Annotated in this window: 2 protein-coding genes; both read left to right on the top strand. The window is 50.1% G+C overall.

The features are described from left to right. Positions 1-1,546 (top strand): dihydrofolate reductase (locus tag JX312_RS12660; protein ID WP_204458258.1); only part of this gene is annotated, 1,546 nt, incomplete at its 5' end. A 27-nt stretch (positions 1,547-1,573) separates the two neighbouring features. After that, positions 1,574-1,987 carry a DNA alkylation repair protein gene (locus JX312_RS12655; RefSeq protein ID WP_204458257.1) on the top strand — a complete coding sequence of 138 codons (414 nt, stop codon included), beginning with the start codon at positions 1,574-1,576 and terminating at the stop codon, positions 1,985-1,987. Positions 1,988-2,147: the final 160 nt, after the last annotated feature.

Raw genomic sequence — 2,147 nt, 5'->3', positions numbered from 1 at the left:
TCAGGACGGTACGCATGATGTCATCGCCANATCCGCCAACAATCTTTATGGCGACGGCGTGACTCAGGCAGAGGTGGAGGCTTATTACAATTCCATAAAGAAAGCCGATGACCCCACTCCGATTTCCTACGGACTCAACTCTCGTGTTGTGAAGGAGAACGGCAAAATCAAGGAACAGCATTACAGTCTGAACGGTGTGTATGGACCGGCTATCTCCCAGATCATCTACTGGCTCGACATGGCAAAGAACGTAGCCGAGAATGACGCGCAGAAGGCTTATATAACCAAACTCATCGACTACTACATCACCGGAGACCTCCGTCTTTTCGATGAATATTCGATTCTCTGGGCAGAAGATACAAAATCGGACATAGACTTTGTCAACGGTTTCATCGAGAGCTACGGCGATCCTCTTGGCATGACGGGGGCATGGGAGTCTTATGTAAACTTCCGCAACGGCAAGTCTTCCGCCCGCACAGAGACAATATCCTCCAACGCGCAATGGTTCGAAGACAACTCTCCTGTGGACAAACGCTTTAAAAAAGACAAGGTGAAAGGTGTTTCGGCAAAGGTCATCACGGCGGCGATGCTTGCCGGCGACGCTTTCCCGGCTACCGCGATCGGTATCAATCTCCCGAACTCCAACTGGATCCGGGCACAGCATGGCTCCAAATCCGTGACTCTGGAGAACATCACCGAGGCTTATGAAATGGCATCTCACGGCAATGGCTTCAACGAGGAGTTCGTAATCGACGCTCCGACACGCAAGATAATGGAAGATTATCTCTATATCACGGATATGCTCCACACCGATCTTCACGAATGTCTCGGTCACGCTTCCGGACAGCTCCTCCCCGGTGTCGACCCCGATGCGCTCAAGGAACACGGCTCCACTCTCGAGGAAGCCCGCGCCGACCTTTTCGCCCTCTATTATCTCGCGGATCCCAAACTTCTTGAACTCGGAATACTCGACAATCCCGAAGCCTACAAGGCAGAATATTACAAATACCTTCTCAACGGACTCATGACCCAGCTCAACCGCATCGAGCCTGGCAAGGACGTGGAGGAGGCGCACATGCGCAACCGCCAGCTCATAGCACGCTGGATTCTGGAAAACGGCAGAAAGAAAGGGAAAGGCGGCAAAGATGTCGTGGAACTCACCAAGAAGAGAGGCAAGACATTTGTAAAGGTCAATGACTATCCCAAGATGCGCGAACTCATCGGCACGCTTCTCGCCGAAGTTCAGCGCATAAAGAGCGAAGGCGACTACAAAGGAGGCAACGAGCTCGTGCAGAAGTATGCTGTCAAGGTAGACCCGAAACTTCACAAAGAGGTTCTCTCCCGCTATTCGAAACTCGATATTCCTCCATACAGAGGTTTCATCAATCCTGTATACACTCCGATAGTGAACGAAGCCGGAGAAATCACGGACATTGAGATTTCCTATCCTGAGAACTACGTGGAGCAGATGCTGCGTCTCAGCCGCGAATATTCTCCACTCATCGGTAAATGCGGAAACACTGCAAAAGTCTGCAGCGCGAAATAAAGCAGTAACCGAGAAGAATGGAGTAATATGGATCTTCAGTCAATAAAAAAGGATTTTTTCGTTTTCCGCAACGGTATCGTAGCCGATACCTTGCGGAAAGCGGGAATGCCACACAAGGTGATTTTCGGTCTGCAGATTCCGCAGATCGCTGCAATCGCAAAAGATCTCACCCCCTCTTCCGAACTGGCGGAAGCCTTATGGAACGACAGTGAAGTCCGCGAATCGCGCATTCTTGCCACATATCTTTTCCCTGTCGACGAAATGTCTCTGGAAAAGGCAACCTGGCTTCTTGGCTCCGTCAGAACCCCGGAAGAGAGCGACATGCTCGCATTCCGTCTGCTCAAGCGACTCCCTTTCGCCAGTGAAATCCTAAAAGAAGCAGAAAAAGACCCGGGGATTCCGGAGTATGCAGTGGCTTCCCTAAGAAATCATCTGTCATAACCAAAACAGTTCACTCTTCGTTATATATAATGGGACGCTCTCGGACGCGTCCCATTTCTCAGAAACTGTTTAAATTTATTTTCGAGGAAGTTTGAGAGTTATTTTTGAGGTGATTCCGCGAGTTGAGAAAGGAGAAACCTTTCGGTTTCGACTGCCGAAA

Source organism: Barnesiella sp. CU968, from assembly GCF_905219685.1.
Lineage (GTDB): Bacteria > Bacteroidota > Bacteroidia > Bacteroidales > Muribaculaceae > Lepagella > Lepagella muris_A.
This window is presented reverse-complemented; position numbering and strand designations above follow the sequence as displayed.

Excerpts from the sequence above, each read along its gene's own strand:
- JX312_RS12655 (WP_204458257.1), top strand. The coding sequence starts at position 1,574 with ATGGATCTTCAGTCAATAAAAAAGGATTTTTTCGTTTTCCGCAACGGT.